The sequence below is a fragment of the Streptomyces sp. NPDC101152 genome (genome assembly GCF_044768275.1).
Taxonomy (GTDB): domain Bacteria; phylum Actinomycetota; class Actinomycetes; order Streptomycetales; family Streptomycetaceae; genus Streptomyces.
Window position 1 is genome coordinate 26,601 of the sequence record NZ_JBIWPO010000043.1, and the last position, 15,883, is coordinate 42,483.

A 15,883-nucleotide genomic window follows, 5' to 3' on the forward strand; every position below is an offset into this window, starting at 1 on the left:
ACCTACAAGGAGACACCCACGATGACTGTCGTCCGTGATGTTCCCAAGCAGCTGTTCATCGGCGGCGATTGGCAGGACGCGGAGTCCGGCCGGACCCTGTCCGTCGACAACCCGGCCACCGGCGAGGAACTGTGCCAGGTCGCCGACGGCTCACCCGCCGACGGCCGCCGTGCGGCCGAGGCGGCGGTCGCCGCGCAGGCCGCCTGGGCCGCCACCCCGCCGCGCGTGCGCAGCGAGATCCTGCGCCGCGCCTACGACATCATCATCGCGCGCACCGAGGACCTCGCGCTGCTGATGACCCTGGAGATGGGCAAGCCCCTGGCCGAGGCGCGTGCCGAAGTGGCGTACGGCGCGGAGTTCTTCCGCTGGTTCTCCGAGGAGGCCGTCCGTATCGACGGCGGCATGATGACCGCCCCCGACGGCAGGAACCGTCTGCTGGTCGCCCGTCAGCCCGTCGGCCCCTGTCTCCTCATCACTCCCTGGAACTTCCCCCTGGCGATGGGCACCCGCAAGATCGGCCCCGCCATCGCCGCCGGCTGCACCATCGTCCTCAAACCCGCCCCCCAGACCCCCCTGACCAGCCTCGCACTGGCGGAGATCCTCACCGAAGCGGGCCTGCCGGCCGGCGTGCTGAACATCGTCACCACCACCGACGCCGCCGGCGTCGTCGAACCCCTCCTGCGCGGCGGGAAGATCCGCAAGCTCTCCTTCACCGGCTCCACCCAGGTCGGGCGGATCCTGCTGGCCCAGTGCGCCGACACCGTCATCCGCACCTCCATGGAACTGGGCGGCAACGCCCCCCTCATCGTCTTCGACGACGCCGACCTCGAGACCGCCGTCGAGGGCACCATGGTCGCCAAGATGCGCAACATGGGCGAGTCCTGCTGCGCGGCCAACCGCATCCTCGTCCACACTTCAGTCGCCGACGAGTTCGCCCAGCGCCTCACCGCCCGCATGGCTGCCCTCACCGTCGGGCCCGGCACCGAACCCGGCACCGACGTCGGCCCCCTCATCGACCTCGCCGGCCGCAGCAAGGCCCACGACCTGGTGCGGGACGCCGTCAAGCGCGGTGCCACCGCCCTGACCGGCGGTGAACTCCCCGAGGGGCCGGGCTGCTTCTACCCGCCCACCGTCCTCACCGGCATCGCCCCCGACTCCGCGATCATCGACAACGAGATCTTCGGCCCCGTCGCCGCGATCCGCACCTTCGAGACCGAGGACGAGGCTGTCGCCGCCGCCAACGACACCGAATTCGGCCTGGCGGCCTACCTGTTCACCCAGAACCTCGACCGTGCCCTGCGGGTCGCCGAAGGCCTCGAAAGCGGCATGATCGGCATCAACACCGGACTGGTCTCCAACCCCGCCGCGCCCTTCGGCGGCGTCAAGCAGTCCGGCCTGGGCCGCGAAGGCGGACTCGTCGGCATAGACGAGTTCCTGGAGTACAAGTACATGGCCGTCCCTGTCGGAGCCTGACATGCGCGAGCGACTCGTCGTCCTCTACCGCGGCAACCGGCCCCCCGCCACCGCACGCATCGAGAGCCTCGCGGACACCGTCTACGCCACGGAGGAGGAACTGCCCTACCTCCTGCCCGGCGCCGACGTCCTCCTGGCCTGGGTGACCATCACCCCGGCCATCCGGCAGGCGTGGCCCGACGATCCGCACAAGGCGCCCCGCTGGGTCCACGCGTCCTCCGCCGGCGTGGACTCCTTCCTGTTCCCCGCCCTGGTGGACGATCCGCACGTCGTCCTGACCAACGCCCGCGGGGTCTACGAACAGCCGACCGCCGAGTACGTCCTGGGCCTGATCCTCGCCCTCGCCAAGGACTTCCCCGGCACATGGGAGCACCAGCGGCGCCGCGAGTGGCGTCCGCGCCCCAGTGACGGCATCACCGGACGCACTGCGCTGGTCTGGGGGACGGGACCGATCGGCCGGGCCATCGCCCGGCTGTTGCGCGCCGTCGGGATGCGGGTGAGCGGTGCGGGCCGCACGTCCCGCACGGACGATCCCGACTTCGGCACCGTTCACGGTGCGACGACCCTGCGCTCCGCCCTGGCAGAAGCAGACTACGTCGTCCTGGCCGCCCCCCTCACCCAGGACACCCGGGGCATGGTCGACGCCCCCGCGCTCGCCGCCATGAAGCCGGGGGCGCGGCTGATCAACGTAGGCCGGGGCGGACTCGTCGACGAGGAAGTGCTGGTCGACCACCTCGCCGCCGGACGGCTCGCCGGCGCGGCCCTGGACGTGTTCGCCCAGGAACCGCTGCCTGCCGAATCACCCCTGTGGAACATGCCCGGCGTGATCATCTCCCCGCACACGGCCGGCGAGACCACCAGCGAGCGGGACGCGCTCATCGAGGTGTTCCTCGACAACATCGCCCGCCACCTCGAGGGCCGACCGCTGCGCAACGTGGTGGACAAGCGGCGCGGATACGTGGTCGACGACACGCGCCCAGCCTGAAGGCGAGCAGCACGCGCCCCGACCGGTGACTCCTACCGGTCGGGGCGCGTGCTACTCGCTTTTCTCTCTCCGACCTGCGGCACCTGGCTGGACACGGACTCCGAGCAGCATGGATGGGACCAGACGGTAGCCGCCCGGTCCCGACTCGCCCTGTTGCGCGTCACCGACGTCCAACGTGACGCCGACGGCAACCCGGACCAGGTCACCGCCGACGCCGTCGTATGGGTGCGTCTCCACACCGACTAGTGCCGCGACAGGCGTCGCTCACGAACCGGTGTGCTCCGGGCCGCGACCCCACATCTGGTCGAGGTGTCCGTTGCAGGGGTACAGGACCAGCTGGACGCTCCCGGCCCTGGAGCTTGCGGGCACGCCCAGGCAACTGCCCAGCCCGGCCTTGGCATTCTCCAGGACGTAGAACCCGGGATATCCCCAGGCCGCCGCACTGACGGGCAGCCACATCTCGTCCCGGTTCTGTGCGTTGCAGACCCTGCTGACGATCTTCGTCGAGTCGGCGGTCGCCCCAGCGGCGGTTCCCAGACAGCGGTTGCGGGCCCGGAAGTTCTTGATGAGGCCCAGTTCTCCCTTCAGATTCGGCACACTCGAACCCGGCAGCCAGGGCATGTACCACCCCTGGTCCTCATGGGAGCGGCACTGGAACTGGACCACAGATGCGTTGATCTGCCCGTTGCCGCCGACGATCCCCACGCAGAGCCCGGAGTTGCCGTTGACCAACTGGTTCGCCCTGTGCGGTTCGCTGGCGATCGCCTTCGTGCCGCAGGACTCGTGAGCTTTGCCACCCTTGATGGCCTGCATACAGACGTAGATCCACTTCTCGTTGTCGTTCCAGCTGGAGGCCGTCGCGGTGGCGCGAGCGGTCGCGACACAGGTGCGAGCGTTCTCGGTGCGCACCGGTTTCTGGTCCAGGTCCAGGTACGAGACATTGACGGTGATCGAGTCGGCGAGCCCTCGCGTGCAGGTGACCGGGATCGAGAAGTTGTTCCGCACGCCGCTGACGCTGTCGGTGCTGATGCTGAAGGTGCAGGAGACCGTGCCCGCCGCCGCTGTGCCGCCTCTCGCCGACGCGGTAGCGGCGGACGACTGGGCGTCGGCCGGTGCCGTCACGGTCAGGGCGAGGACGGCCGCGGCGAAGGCGGCTGAGGCGAGTCCCCGCCACGCTTGCTTTCGCGTGAATCCCATGGTTGCTCCTGGGCGGTAGGGATGGTCGGTTGCGGACCGGGCTGCGTCGGCCGGCGACAAGGAGAAGCAGGGCCCACAGATCACCTGAAGCGTTTTCGAACAGCGAACGTGTTCGACGTGGTCGAGTGTTGTTCGCGCAGGTCGGACGAGCCAGGCCTGCTTCCTGGTCGGTCACCCCGGTGAGCCACTTGGACGGTCCCGGAGCGGCTTGACCTGCAAGATCCACGTCGCCGGTGAGGGCGGATGCCGTCCCATGGCTCCCCTGGTCACACCAGGTCAGTTCGGTGACGCACCGTCACGACCGCTGTGATCCGCTTATGGCTCGCCCGTGATCCACAGGGCACCCACGGTTCTAAAGTCTCTTCGTGGACAACAACGCCTGGTTCGAAGTTGAAGACCCGGAGGAGTGCGACGAGGAGCCCTGGGACTTCGACGAGGCTGCACTCACCTTCCTCACAGCCCTGCGCACCCGGGCCGCCACCTGGCGGGTGCCGTGGGCTCCCAGTAACGTCTCACGGCCCGAGGACGACTCGTCGCTTCTCGTCTGGGTCTCCCTCCTCGATGAGGAGCGCTCACTGATACTCGGCGAGTGGGCCGTGCACTTTTATGGCGCGCACGTACAGGCAGGGAAAGTCTCCGACCAGCTCTTCAACCTCCACGAGTCACCCGAGCGCGGGTACTTCGAGGCCTCAGGCACGGCAGTCGAGCTCGCCCTACGGTGCGCCGACTGGTTCGAAAGCCTATTGAACCGCCCTGTCGTTCGTGCCGAATGGCGTTCCATCTGACACCACTTGTCGCTCAGTCGTGACAGCACCCGGTGTTGTCGGAGAGTGATATCGCCGAACTTCGACACCGCTTGGTGTCTTGCGGCAGGAGGATCGGTGTGCGTCGTGTGGTGCGGGGGTCGCCGGATGCCGCGCATCCAAGGTCGATCCGTACGCGGCGTTCCGCCGTGATGTGCGGGGCCTGTCGAACCGGGTCCGGCAGGCACTAGGAAGTCGGTTTCCGCGCGGTGAAGGCTGCGTTGGCACTGGTGTGGCCGGAGCCGAGCAGCCGGAAACTGGATCGCCGGTGCAACCGCCGACCGGTGGTGAGCGATGACCGGTCGGCGGTGCGTCTTGTCCGGCTTGCCCGGGACATCACTGACGAGCCGGCACCACCCGCGTCGTCGCGGTCACGTCCGGCAGAGGCTGTTTGCCGGTCAGTACCGACAGCCCGTCCCGGTCGCCGTAGAGCTCATAGCGGTAGAACGCGGTCGCGTAGGCGGTGAGCGCGTCCTGCTGCCGGCCGGGGGTCAGTTCCTGGGCCGGGCAGGTGCTGTCGTCCCTTCCGAACAGGGACGGCGGTGTCCATGCCGTGTTGTAGTAGTTGTGGTTCGCGTCGTTCAGCGACACCGAGTAGTCCGTCGTGGTGTTCAGTCCGGTGACGTCGTCGAGGTATTCCTGGCCCGCCTCGCCGACCGCGTGGTCACAGGTGCCGGTGACCACCGTGAACGGCAGCTTGGTGATGAGCGTGTCGCTGTGGTCGTACTCCGGGACGTCGAACTTGACCGGCGCCAGCCCCAGGACCGCGCGGACACGCACACCGGCCGGCCATTCACCGCGGTGCTTGTCCGACGCCTGCCACATGACGCCCTTCCCGCCGCGTGAGTGCCCCAGGGTGCCGACGCGGGTCATGTCGACATGGCCGGTGAAGTCCGGCGCAACCGGTCGTCCGGACGGATCGACGAAGCGCCCTGCCAGCGGGCCGCCCCCGTCGGCGGCCAGCTGCTGCCACAGCCGCAGGTGCTCGTTGATCAGCCGGGCACGGTCGCCGTAGTCGTAGGACGTCTGGTTGATGCCGTCCACGCTGATCGACACCACGACGAAGCCGCGGGTGGCCAGCGCGGCGCCCAGATAGTCGTAGCCACGGTAACTCGGGTACGGGTGCGAGCCGACCGGACAGGGCCAGGTGGCGGCATCCTCGGCATCGCAGGCCAGCCACGACCCGTGCGCCATGACGATCAGGGGGAGCCGGCCGGTCAGGCGCCGCGGATAGTGCACCACCGCGCGCAGTTCGCTGACGGTGCCGGTCTGGGGATCCGTGAACGCCGTGTCACCCAGATCGTATCCGGCAACCGCGACCGAGCCGCCACTGTCCTGTGCCGTGGCGGGCACTTGTGCACCCACCGCCAGCACGGCGGTAACGAGCAGTAGCGCGGCCGCCAGCCGGAGCATAGTTCGAACTTGTAACCTCATATCCTGCTTGACGTGTTGCGCGCCGCAGCCGTTGCATTGGCGTGTTGGGACGCCACCCCGACCCCGAGCAGAAGGTTGACCACGCAGGAGCAGTTCGACGCGTTCGCCGACGAAGTGGCGCGAGAGCTGGGTACGCACCGGGGGACAGCCGAACTCACCGACTACCACCGCGGTTCGGGACGGCTCATCGTCGACGGCGACGGCCGCGCCCTGCGCCTGACCCAGCCCGACGCCCGCCACCCGGACCGCCTGAAGATCCATGCCGCCCTGTCGGACGGGACCAAGATGATCGCACCGTCGATCGGGGTTACCGCCTGCAGCGCCCGGCACGTGGCCCGCGAGATCACCCGGCGGCTGTATCCGCTGCACGCCGACGCCGCGCAGCAGGCCGCCGAACTCGCCGCGCGTCAGCAGGCGGAGGAGAGCGGCCGCCGCGCCGTCGCCGAAGCCGCTACGGCCGAGGCCGCTGCTTATGGGCTGTGGCCCCCGACGTCCCGATGGACGCCGCGGCGACCTTGGCCGAGTCGCTGCCGTGGCTGGAGCGGATCCATGCCCTGGGCGTTCCGGTCGCGTTCGCCGCCCAGGACGACAGCGAGCACGGTCTCGTCCCCTGGGGCTCGAACGACGTGCTGTTCCTCGCCGGCAGCACCGAGTGGAAGACCTCACCAGCCGCCCACCGGCTGGCCGTTGAGGCCCGGGAGCGCGGCCTGGCCGTCCACATGGGCCGCGTCAACTCCCGCCGGCGACTGCGCATCGCGCAGGCCTTCGGCTGCACCAGCTGTGACGGCCCCTACCTCGCCTTCGGGCCCGACACCAACCTTCCCCGCCTCCTGGCCTGGATGAACGAACTCCACGCCGCCCCCACCCTGTTCGGAGACGAAGCATGACGACCCGCCTGCGCCATATCGGCGCCGCGATCATGGGCATCCTCGACCCCATGCCCTCCACCGTGCCCTCCCCCGATGACCGAAGAGGAAGGCGCCTGGGTCCGCGCGCACGCCTGGACCAAGGGACTGCGCAAGATCGACGACGCCTACCCCCACGGGTTCCACCGCTGGTGCTCCTGCGAGCGCGGTATCTGCCCCGGCTGTATCTCCGGGCACCACGACCGGTGCGTCAGCGCCAGCGGCCCCCGTGTCGACAAGCACGCCGACACCGTCACCGACGCCCAGGGGTTCTTCGTCGCCGTGATCCGGTACGGGCCGGGCCAGCGACCCTGCCCGTTGCTCTGCCCCTGGCCTCACCCGGCGCCCGTCCAAGAGACCGCCGAACCGGGCAAATCCGAGCAACCCCCTGCTGCCCAGCGCCGTCCCCGCTCAGCTACCTGCGCAGATCCCCCTCTTCGCGAGCGGCTCGCAGGAGTATGGGACGGGGAGGCACCGTGATGTCCCCGGTACAGGAGGCCCTGCCGTTCGAGGACTTGTCTGAGGTACCGACCGCGTCGCCCTGGTGCCAGCGGTGGCGCGACCGGCGGCATTCGTGGTCGCATGTTCGCGACGGAGGCTTCGACGCCCGCCGTGGAGGCCGGGAGCGTTTTCAGCGCACCAGGAGACCGATAGCGACCGCCAGCCGTTTGAGGTAGAACTCCCGTGATGCAGCCTGATGCTTGAGGCCGATCGATGCGCTGATCATCGTCTGTGCGACAGGGAGGGCCGCCTCTCGTCCTGACTCGACGGCGATCGCGTCTGTGATCAGTTCCTCGAAACGTCGCGGCGCGGTCTCAACGATCTCTCCGAGGAGGTCGGGGTTGTCCTCGATAACCGTCGCGACATCGCGCGTCAGCGGGCCGATGTAGCGGCCCGCCCACTGGTCGAACGCTTCCACGAGGCGCTCTGAAAGGGGGCGGCCGCTGTCGGCCAAGACCTGTTCGACCGCGGCGATGTCGCGGCCCAAGGCCTGGGTGACCGCGGCACGGAACAGCGTCTCCTTCGAGGAAAAAAGGAAGTAGAGCCCGGGCCGGGAGATGCGCGCCGCCCGCGCCACCTCCTCCATCGAGGTCTTCCGGTAACCGAATCGCGCGAATGTGGCCATGGCGGACTCCAGAACCATGGTTCGGCGGTCGGTATCAGCGACTGTCGACGGCAGGTGGTCAGTGTCGGGACTGCTCATGGAACGAGCATACGAGCGAGAATCGAACTATACAAATTAAGTCTAGTGCGTATAGTCGGCTGCCATGGACACTCGCAAACTCATCTGCACGCCCTTCACCTCCTCCACCACCGCCGACGAGGTGCTGCGGGACATCGACCTCACCGGCTTCCGTGCGATCGTGACAGGAGCCTCCTCCGGACTCGGGATCGAGACGGCTCGTGCGCTGACCGCTGCCGGGGCGGAAGTGACGCTCGCCGTCCGGAACACGACGGCGGGTGACGCCGTCGCCGAGACGATCGGAAAGTCGACCGGAGGGATCCGGCCCCGGGTCGTCCGGCTCGACCTCGCCGACAGGGCCACCGTCACACGCTTCATCGACGCGTGGGTCGGCCCGCTTCACCTGCTGATCAACAATGCGGGCGTGGTGACCGGTGGCCTCGAACGAACGCATGAGGGCTGGGAGCTGCAATTCGCCACGAACCATCTCGGCCACTTCGCGCTGGCCACCGGCCTTCACCACGCCCTGGCCCGGGGAGCGGCCGACCGCGACGGAGCACGCATCGTCTCGGTCAGTTCGACGGCGCACATGCGGTCCGGCATCGACTTCGACGACCTCCACTTCGAGCGCCGCAGCTACGACCCGCAGATCGCCTACGCCCAGTCGAAAACCGCGAACTCCCTCTTCGCCGTCGAGGCGACCCGCCTCTGGGCGGACGACGGCATCGTCGCCAATGCGGTGAACCCCGGCGGCATCGCGACGGGACTGCAGCGGAACTTCACACCGGAACAAAAGGCGTCGCTCGACGCAGCCGAGGCTGCCGGAGTCTTCACATACAAAACGGTCGAGCAGGGGGCCGCCACCAGTATCGTCGCGGCCGTCGCCGCCGAGTTCGCTCACTCCGGAGGCCACTACCTCGACGATGCACAAGAGGCCTACACCGTGCCGAACGACGCCGACCTCGCGCAGCACCCACACGGTGTCAAGGAATGGGCGCTCGACCCCACCACCGCCAGGCGCCTGTGGACCCTCTCGACCGACCTGCTCCGCGCCTGACCGGGTGTGTCCAATAGACGGCTGATCCAGCGGCGTCCCGGTTGAGGAAGTCCGGTGCGCTGCCCGGCTCCTCAAGCCTCTCCCCGCCTTCGGCGACCCACGTTATGTCACTCTGTGTGTGTACTTGGCCGCGAGCAAGTGGCGGGGTGAACGGTTCTTACTGGTCACCCCCCAGCGCGAGTTCCTGGGCTCCCGCCAACTACGTCACGATTCGTAGTAACGGCTTGAAGCAGGGAAACCACTCCGAAAAATGTGACTCACATCACATTACTGACTGTGTGCATTCGACAGCGGGCCGAAGCGGCTGGGTGTGCGGTCCTTACCGGTCAGGTCAGCCCAGTCATCACTTCCTGGGCGCTGACAGCTAGCCACGATTCGTAGCGGCGGCTTGAAGATCCATAACGGCACACGACATTTCAATCCGCACCACGTGTGGTCCCATGGAGCCAGCGATGCGGCCCAGCCCAGTAGCGACCTCTCGGGCATACCGCGGTCTCGACAGTTCGAGACGGGCGCCTGCCCCCACCGGCAGGAGGAAGGGTGGTATCGCATGGGGCAGCGTAAGAACCGGTCCAACACGCGCTGGTCATGGTGGCGGCAGGTCAGCGTCATCGTGATCGCGTTCATGACGGCGACGTACTGGACGCTGCGCGCGGTGCAGGCGGCGATCGATCTGCACAACACGGTCGCCCCCTGGTGAAGCGAACACCAGGGGACTGACGGCAGGTGGAAGGCGTGGGCCCTCGAAGGTTGCAGCTGGCGGGGGCCCCGCTGAAAGGCGAATACGCCTCGCCCACCATGCCACGCTTCCGTTCCTGGCCACTACCTCGTGCGGGTCACGGTGAGTGCCATGTACTGACCGAGCAGCACCCTTGTGCCGACTGGCCCGTCGGTCGGAAGTGACAACGCGCTCCGGAGTCCCGAGCAGCCCCCGGACACAACCGAGCGGCACCGAGTAACGGCCTCCGTTGCGACCGGTCCTGCAACCACGCAGCACCAGCAGCAGCTCCCCGGACGAGGGAGCAGTCCGGGGAGCTGCGCATCAGGACGAGATCAGATCCGCCAGGAGCGAATGCGATCGGCTGCGGCATACCCGTCGGCCCGACCGGCGTCGATGTCCCGGGCGAGGTCGATCAGCGCGCCGTACGGCGGGTCGACAGCCTCGCCCGCAGCGTCCATGTACGCCGTGACGATCGCGGCGCCGTACAGCGCGTTGCGGGCCGGGAGGGGGCGCAGCCGGATGATGGCGTGCATCAGGGCCGCCGCGCGCCAGCCGCTGTCGACGGTCACTCCGACCTGCGGGGTGTTGACCCGGTGTCGGGCGACGGCCGCTACCAGGTTGGAGAAGTCGTGCACCGAAGGCTGCTTCGGCAGCACTTCCGCCTGGCGCTCCAGCAGCCAGCGGATATCGATGTGGAGCTCCACCTCAGGCCGCCCGCCCCGGGACCTCGGCAGCATCGAGACGGGAGGGGGCATCGTCGGGGAACGCCGCGTCGAACGCGTCCGCGTTGTCGGCGACGAACTGGCGGAAGACGTCCGCGGCGCCGTCGAGGCGGGGGTCGCGGACCGCGTTGCGCGCGGCCTCCGTGATGAGTGCGGTGACCGTGGTGCCCTCGGTCTCGGCACGCTCTTGAAGCTGGGCGTGGAGGTCCTCGGGGACCCGGATCGTCACTGACTTCGACATGCTCCGACCGTACAGCAGGACGTACAGCACGGGAAGGGATGTGACGGGACTGCACCCGGACGAGGAGGCATTCCGCGCCGCACGCGAGGGGCCGATGACGCAGCTCAACAGTGACACAGATGGTCACGACGACCTGGGCAAACGGGGGGTTGATGACACAGATCGGCGCCGATGGGCTTGCGCGGATTTCGGCGCCGGGCGGGTGAACACGGCGCGTTCCGCTCGCTTCAGGGCATCGAGGATCTTGCTCTTGGTCCGCGTCGCGGCTGTCGGCTGCATGCCGTTGCTGTCGATCATTCATCAGGATTCCTCTGTGGATACCCCCGCCTTCAGGCGGAGGAGGAAACGGACTCCTGCGGAGCAGGGCAGGGAAAGCCGATGCGCCGCCAGGGCGGATCGGCGTTCACCGCCAACCACCCGCAGGTGAGTGGTAGTTTGTATGGCGCCCGGTCGGCGATAACCAAGCTGACCGGGCCTACCGCCGGGCTGGCGGGATGTCAGGTCTGTGGAGCTGGCGTAAGACTGCTGGGCGTACCAACGTCCCTTGCCGTTAGTTCGGGGCAGCTGCTGTCTGAGAAACAGAAAGCTCAACCCGCGAGGGAAGAATCTCCCTGCTTCAGCTGGGGGAGAAGTCAACCAGCCAACGCCTATTCCCCTGTGGACAGATGACGCCGGGAGCCGGGAAGGATGGGGGCAGCGATCAATTTGTGACTTTGATCGTTAGCCTCCTTGTTTCGCTTCGGGTGGCTGAGTCGGTCTGAGCGGGATGCTGTGGTGGGTTCGGTTGCCTGTCGCGCGTGGGGCATGGTCGGGGCCCGACGCGCGGGTCGGGTGCTCCGGGATTCCTCGGGGTCGTGGGTGGACAGGGACGGTCGCAGTTCAGGTGGCTGGCCGGGGCAGATCCGCAAGGCGGGTGAATGCGCTGGCCAGCTCGTTTCGCCAGGGCCAAGTGGCGGAGATCCGTAGGCGGAGGCGGCGGCCTCCGCGGGTGATGCGGGCGGCGGTGTGCAGGAGCCGGTAGCGGAGCTTCTTCGGCTCAGTGGTGGCCAACTCGCCTTCCAGCAGCAGCACTTGCGTCCAGGCCAGCAGGTCGGCGCCGGTCAGTGCCAGTTCGAGCCAGGCGGCATTGATCTGGAAGTGGCGGGAGGGGAAACGGCCGAGGCCGGTGGACTTGCCGCTGCGGATGCGGTCTTCGACGCGGGCGTGTGCGCGATGGCGGACCTCCAGGTGCTGCACGGAGCCCTGCTTGTAGGGGCTGTCGGTGAGGAAGACCTGGTGGCGCATGCCCTCGTCCAGTCGAACAGCGAGAGCTGGGCACCGGGGTGCGGGCGTTCGCGCCGGACGATGACCCGAGTGCCGTCCGGGTAGTCGGCCAGGTCGATCATGCCGGTCGCTCGGCGACTTCCGCGCCCTCGCGCAAGGTGCCGTCCTGTTCGAGTGCGGGATGCCAGACCTGCTCGGGCAGGGCTCGGATCGCGCGGCGGACCGGCTCGGTGACGGCGTATCCGACGGAGAAGCAGGTGAGGATCCCGCGTGAGTGAAGGCTACGTATGTGGTGCAGGAACGCTTTCGCTCCTCCGGTACTGTCCGCGCGGATGAGGACCGCGCCGTGGCGGTGGGCGTCGGGGATCTGGACAAGTGCCTGGTCGAGGACGGTGATGTGGTCGGCGGCGGTGTTGGCACCGGCGTTGCCGGGTCTGAGGACGGCGGCCAGGGCTTCGCCGGTGTTGTCCAGGAAGCACAGCAGCGGGTGGTAGCCGAAGCCGCGCTTATAGGTCGCCGCTGCCTGCTCTTTCTCGGAGTGGCAGGTGACCAGGGTGGCGTCGAGGTCCAGGACAAGACCAGGCAGGTCACGTCCGCCAGCGCGGGCTGCGGGTATTCCTGCCCTGGTCTCGGCAGCTTGCAGCCATGCGATCTCCCGGGCGGTGGCCCTGGCCGAGCGCAGGCGTACGAGTGCAGATGGGTCGATGCCGGCCAGCAGGCGCCAGGCGGTCGCAGTGGAGGCGACGGGGCCGAACACCTCCGCCTGGTCGCGCAGCAGAGCCAGGTCCGCTATCGCCTCGCCGCCGTCGGCGAGCATGACCGCGAGATCTGCCGCGATCCGGCCGGGGTCGTGCCCGGTGCCACGCGGTCGCAGCTCACGCAATGCGTCTGTGAAGGCGCTGGTCAGGCCAGTGGCATCGGAGAGATCGGCCAGCATCGCCGGGTCATGCCGGCGCTCTCGCGGAGCGGGGTCGACGCGTCTGGTGAGCGACCGGCGCCCCGTGATGGTGTCGTGGGCAGGACATCCGGGACGTCACGAGTCCAGGTCGTTGAACATGACATGCAGTCCGACGGGGCCCAGCGTCGGATGCCGGAACGCGCCGGGAACCGTGCCGATCAGGGTGAACCCGAGACGCTCGTACAGCCTCAGTGCCGGTGCGTTGGAGGCCGCGACGGCGTTGAACTGCACTCCGGCGAATTCGCGGCTCCGCGCCCAGTCCAGCAGATACTCGCCCAACGCCTGGCCGACACCCCGACCGCGTGCTTCTGGCGCGACCATGAAGTTTCCGCTGGCGCTGTGCGCGCCCGGGCCCGGACGATTGGCGTACATGTTCGACGTGCCGAGGACGCGCTGATCTTCCACTGCCACCACCGCGTGACCTGGCGGCCGTACCACCCACAAGTCGCGCGCCTGCGCCTCAGACTGCAGCGGGTCGTAGCAGAAGGTGTCCCCCTTGCGGATGATCTGCTCGATGATCGGCCACACCTGCGGCCAGTCGCTCTCCTCGAACTCCCGGATCTCCATCCGGCTCAGGCTAACCAACGCTGCTTTGGGTTCCCAGCGGTTATGGCGCGCACCGACCCCGCACCCCCGCGGCACCACCGCCTGCTGTTCCTGTCCGTATGCCTGTGGTGGCACCCGTACTGGGAGACAGCGCCCGAGGTGCCGGCAGCGCGCTCTGAGCTGCGCCACAAGGCCCGCGTCCACGGAGGCGTCCAGGCCACTGGTGGCGCGCGGATAGTGGTGCCCGATCGAACGCGGCCCAGGACGCCCCATGTGCGCGTCCCGGCTCTCCGGCTTGGTCGCCGGGCCAACTAGCTCGGTCACCGGGCGGCACTCGAAGCGCGAGACCGGATTCCTCGATCGAGTGAACCTGTTCCAAGGTCACTGGGGGCCAGGAACGCAGGTGAGGTGGCCGTGACCGCGGCACGATGACGTCTGCCGGTTCTCTCGCCCATTGCGAGCTGTTGCTTGCGATGTCAATCGATCACGTTTCATCTGCCGTTCCCGCGTACCAACAGGCTTGGAAAACGGTCAGCGCTTATCCCTGTTCCTGAAGGGAGCAGCCCGACCGATGACCGCCTCGTCCGCACTCCAGGGCGCTGGTGCTCTGCACACGGCGTGGTTCTAGGGCGGCCTCAGATGAGTCCGCGCTCGGCGAGGCTGCGGCCGGTTTCCTCGATCGTGGCGGGGATCGAGTGGAGCGGGCGGGCCAGGAGCGCCTCGGCGGGGTCGTGGTCGAAGCGCTGCGCCGAGCCGATGAGCCACCGGTTGTCGCGCAGCTGAGGTTCGAACACGCTCGCGACCCAGGTGAGCCATGTCGGCATCGCCCGAGTGGGGATTTTCCCGCTCGCCTCGGGAAGCCTCTCGCGGAGCACCGTGGCGACGTCGATGAGCGAAGAGGGGTCGGTCGCCACGATCGTGCGATGTGCACCCGCCGTTTCGGAGGTCATGGCCTCGATGTGCGCGTCGGCGACGTCTCGCACGTGTACCCACGGGAGTCGCAGGTCTGGGACCATCGGCAGCGCGCCGGCCATGATCTGCTGGATCGCCGAGACCGAGGTTCCGGGGTCGTCGGAGAGGAGGGGCCCGATGACCGCGCCCGGGTTGATGACGGCGAGCCGGTCGCGCGCGCCGCGTCGGTCGGCGATGTCCCACGCTGCGCGCTCGGCCCGGACCTTCGAAACCACGTAGGCACTGAGGCCGCGGCGGTCGAGTGGGGTCCAGTCGGATGCCGTGAAGACGTGATCCCTGCGCGCCGGGGCGTACTGCACCGCCGCGAGAGACGAGGTGACGACCACGCGCTCCACGCCTGCATCGAGCGCCGCATCGATTGCCCGCGTCGTGCCCTGTACGGCGGGTCGGATCAAGTCCTGCGGGTCCTTCGGCTTCGTCGTGACGAAGGGGGAAGCGACGTGCAGGACAAACCGACAGCCCGCGGTCGCGGCCGCCCATCCCTCGTCCGACAGCAGATCGAGCTGCAGGATCTCCAACAACGTGTCGTCTGCGCCTGCCTGTGCCATCGCGGCGCTGACCTCGGCGGCGCGGGCCGGAGACCGCACCGACCCGCGGACCGCGTATCCGCGCCGCAGCAGCTCTGCCGCTGTGTGACCGCCGATGAACCCCGAGACACCCGTGACAAGGACCGTGTCCGTCATATCTACCTCGTTTGATCGCCCCATCTTGACAGTGAGCAGTTTACGGACGGTCTACTCACTGTCAAGATATGGACTTGATGATGACCGAAGAGCCGAGGCCCGGCGATCGTTACCACCATGGCAATCTGCGCGCGGCGCTGCTCGACAGCGCGCTGGAAGTGCTGTCCGAGAGCGGTGTCGCCGGGTTCAGCATGCGCGAGGCCGCGCGGCGGGCGGGAGTGTCGCAGTCCGCCCCCAAGCACCACTTCGGCGATGCACGCGGGCTGCTCGGCGCGCTCGCCACGCGCGCCTACCGCCAGCTCTGCGACCGGCTGGAGGCGGTGGAGGTCGTCGGGCGCGATGTGCCGGAGCGGGTCGCGGCGCTCTCGGCCGAATATGTTGCGTTCGCCCGGGACAACCGCGCGCTGTTCGACCTCATGTGGCGGATGACCCAGTTCGACTTCAACGATCCAGACCTGGTCGAGCAGAAGCACCGGGCGCTCCGCGCCCTGGACCGTGGCCTGCGCGGCCAGGATGCGCAGCTACCGGACAGTACGGACCCCGCACTGGTGCCTAGCTACGCAGTGTGGTCACTCGTACACGGTTATACAAGCCTCGCACTGGAAGGCGCGATCGACGAAGACACAACAGATCCGTTGACGAGCGACTTGCTCCCCGCGATGCTGCGGCTCCTCGATGTGTCCCCGACCGACCGTGACCAGAAGACCGTCACAGCTAAGCCTTGACCCCCCGTCGAACTC

General features: G+C 68.3%; 16 protein-coding genes and 2 pseudogenes. 10 read left to right on the forward strand and 8 right to left on the reverse strand.

The genetic code is table 11. The features are described from left to right. Nucleotides 1–21: 21 nt before the first annotated feature. Genes ACIRVK_RS35385 through ACIRVK_RS35395 form a run of 3 tightly spaced genes read left to right on the forward strand, consistent with a single transcriptional unit; the run spans nt 22 to nt 2,704 of the window. Nucleotides 22–1,473: an NAD-dependent succinate-semialdehyde dehydrogenase gene (locus ACIRVK_RS35385; RefSeq protein WP_404254485.1), complete on the forward strand. Its 1,452-nt coding sequence runs from the start codon at nt 22–24 to the stop codon at nt 1,471–1,473. Nucleotide 1,474: 1 nt separating this feature from the next. Next, complete coding sequence (locus ACIRVK_RS35390) at nt 1,475–2,458, forward strand: D-2-hydroxyacid dehydrogenase (RefSeq protein ID WP_404254487.1); 984 nt, start codon at nt 1,475–1,477, stop codon at nt 2,456–2,458. A gap of 48 nt (nt 2,459–2,506) precedes the next feature. Then, complete coding sequence (locus ACIRVK_RS35395; RefSeq protein WP_404254489.1) at nt 2,507–2,704, forward strand: hypothetical protein; 198 nt, start codon at nt 2,507–2,509, stop codon at nt 2,702–2,704. A gap of 18 nt (nt 2,705–2,722) precedes the next feature. Here ACIRVK_RS35395 and ACIRVK_RS35400 read toward each other — a convergent pair whose 3' ends face one another. Continuing rightward, on the reverse strand, nt 2,723–3,655 hold the full coding sequence (locus tag ACIRVK_RS35400; protein WP_404254491.1) for an RICIN domain-containing protein: 933 nt from the start codon (nt 3,653–3,655) through the stop codon (nt 2,723–2,725). Nucleotides 3,656–3,830: 175 nt separating this feature from the next. On the opposite strand from ACIRVK_RS35400, the pseudogene ACIRVK_RS35405 reads away from it, so the two are divergent. Both ACIRVK_RS35405 and ACIRVK_RS35410 read left to right on the forward strand, forming a co-directional pair. After that, nucleotides 3,831–3,950: pseudogene (locus ACIRVK_RS35405) on the forward strand (IS5/IS1182 family transposase); the annotation flags it as partial. 70 nt (nt 3,951–4,020) lie between these two features. After that, nucleotides 4,021–4,440 carry a hypothetical protein gene (locus ACIRVK_RS35410; RefSeq protein ID WP_404254493.1) on the forward strand — a complete coding sequence of 140 codons (420 nt, stop codon included), beginning with the start codon at nt 4,021–4,023 and terminating at the stop codon, nt 4,438–4,440. Nucleotides 4,441–4,794: 354 nt separating this feature from the next. Here the strand turns inward: ACIRVK_RS35410 and ACIRVK_RS35415 are convergent, their stop codons facing one another. Continuing rightward, nucleotides 4,795–6,153, reverse strand: a complete 1,359-nt coding sequence (locus ACIRVK_RS35415) for an alpha/beta hydrolase (protein WP_404254495.1) — start codon at nt 6,151–6,153, stop codon at nt 4,795–4,797. Between the two features lie 218 nt (nt 6,154–6,371). Here ACIRVK_RS35415 and ACIRVK_RS35420 point away from each other — a divergent pair, with 218 nt between their 5' ends. Continuing rightward, nucleotides 6,372–6,779, forward strand: a complete 408-nt coding sequence (locus ACIRVK_RS35420) for a hypothetical protein (RefSeq protein WP_404254497.1) — start codon at nt 6,372–6,374, stop codon at nt 6,777–6,779. A gap of 15 nt (nt 6,780–6,794) precedes the next feature. Beyond that, nucleotides 6,795–7,277: a DUF6248 family natural product biosynthesis protein gene (locus ACIRVK_RS35425; RefSeq protein ID WP_404254551.1), complete on the forward strand. Its 483-nt coding sequence runs from the start codon at nt 6,795–6,797 to the stop codon at nt 7,275–7,277. A 151-nt stretch (nt 7,278–7,428) separates the two neighbouring features. Here the strand turns inward: ACIRVK_RS35425 and ACIRVK_RS35430 are convergent, their stop codons facing one another. After that, nucleotides 7,429–7,923, reverse strand: coding sequence for a TetR/AcrR family transcriptional regulator (locus ACIRVK_RS35430; RefSeq protein ID WP_404254553.1), 495 nt, complete (start codon nt 7,921–7,923; stop codon nt 7,429–7,431). Between the two features lie 142 nt (nt 7,924–8,065). Here ACIRVK_RS35430 and ACIRVK_RS35435 point away from each other — a divergent pair, with 142 nt between their 5' ends. Further along, nucleotides 8,066–9,037, forward strand: coding sequence for an SDR family NAD(P)-dependent oxidoreductase (locus ACIRVK_RS35435; RefSeq protein WP_404254499.1), 972 nt, complete (start codon nt 8,066–8,068; stop codon nt 9,035–9,037). Nucleotides 9,038–9,587: 550 nt separating this feature from the next. Continuing rightward, nucleotides 9,588–9,737 carry a hypothetical protein gene (locus ACIRVK_RS35440; protein ID WP_404254501.1) on the forward strand — a complete coding sequence of 50 codons (150 nt, stop codon included), beginning with the start codon at nt 9,588–9,590 and terminating at the stop codon, nt 9,735–9,737. A gap of 353 nt (nt 9,738–10,090) precedes the next feature. On the opposite strand, the gene ACIRVK_RS35445 is transcribed toward ACIRVK_RS35440, so the two are convergent. The 5 genes and pseudogenes from ACIRVK_RS35445 to ACIRVK_RS35465 form a co-directional block, all read right to left on the reverse strand. Beyond that, on the reverse strand, nt 10,091–10,462 hold the full coding sequence (locus ACIRVK_RS35445; RefSeq protein ID WP_404254503.1) for a toxin Doc: 372 nt from the start codon (nt 10,460–10,462) through the stop codon (nt 10,091–10,093). Between the two features lies 1 nt (nt 10,463). Next, the gene (locus tag ACIRVK_RS35450; protein WP_404254505.1) at nt 10,464–10,721 is read right to left on the reverse strand and encodes a YlcI/YnfO family protein; all 258 of its coding nucleotides are present in this window, start codon (nt 10,719–10,721) and stop codon (nt 10,464–10,466) included. An 879-nt stretch (nt 10,722–11,600) separates the two neighbouring features. Further along, nucleotides 11,601–12,921, reverse strand: a pseudogene (locus ACIRVK_RS35455) (IS1380 family transposase); the annotation flags it as partial. 96 nt (nt 12,922–13,017) lie between these two features. Continuing rightward, entirely contained in the window at nt 13,018–13,509 is a 492-nt protein-coding gene (locus ACIRVK_RS35460; RefSeq protein WP_404254507.1) for a GNAT family N-acetyltransferase, read from the reverse strand. Nucleotides 13,510–14,123: 614 nt separating this feature from the next. Further along, the gene (locus ACIRVK_RS35465; RefSeq protein WP_404254509.1) at nt 14,124–15,167 is read right to left on the reverse strand and encodes an NAD-dependent epimerase/dehydratase family protein; all 1,044 of its coding nucleotides are present in this window, start codon (nt 15,165–15,167) and stop codon (nt 14,124–14,126) included. A gap of 44 nt (nt 15,168–15,211) precedes the next feature. On the opposite strand from ACIRVK_RS35465, the gene ACIRVK_RS35470 reads away from it, so the two are divergent. Then, nucleotides 15,212–15,868: a TetR/AcrR family transcriptional regulator gene (locus tag ACIRVK_RS35470; protein ID WP_404254511.1), complete on the forward strand. Its 657-nt coding sequence runs from the start codon at nt 15,212–15,214 to the stop codon at nt 15,866–15,868. Nucleotides 15,869–15,883 lie beyond the last annotated feature (15 nt).